Annotated in this window: 1 protein-coding gene; it reads left to right on the plus strand. The window is 48.9% G+C overall.

What is annotated here, in order from left to right:
* Positions 1 to 231 (plus strand): UvrD-helicase domain-containing protein (locus tag R0J87_RS25315; RefSeq protein ID WP_498889775.1); only part of this gene is annotated, 231 nt, incomplete at both ends.

Here is a 231-nt window from a genome sequence, read left to right on the forward strand (position 1 = left end):
CGGCTTTCCTGATCAACCGGATGATCGAAAAAGTACTCGATGAAAAAGATCCGATATCAGTCGATGAGTTGCTGGTCGTTACCTTCACCAACGCATCCGCTGCGGAAATGCGCCATCGCATGTCTGCAGCTTTGGAACAGGCAGTCGCCGCGCAGCCGGAATCTGTTCATTTGAAAAAGCAGCTTCGGCTGATCAATAAAGCCCAAATTTCAACTTTGCATTCGTTTTGCC

The organism is Halomonas sp. SIMBA_159 (assembly GCF_046536035.1).
Lineage (GTDB): Bacteria > Pseudomonadota > Gammaproteobacteria > Pseudomonadales > Halomonadaceae > Vreelandella > Vreelandella venusta_A.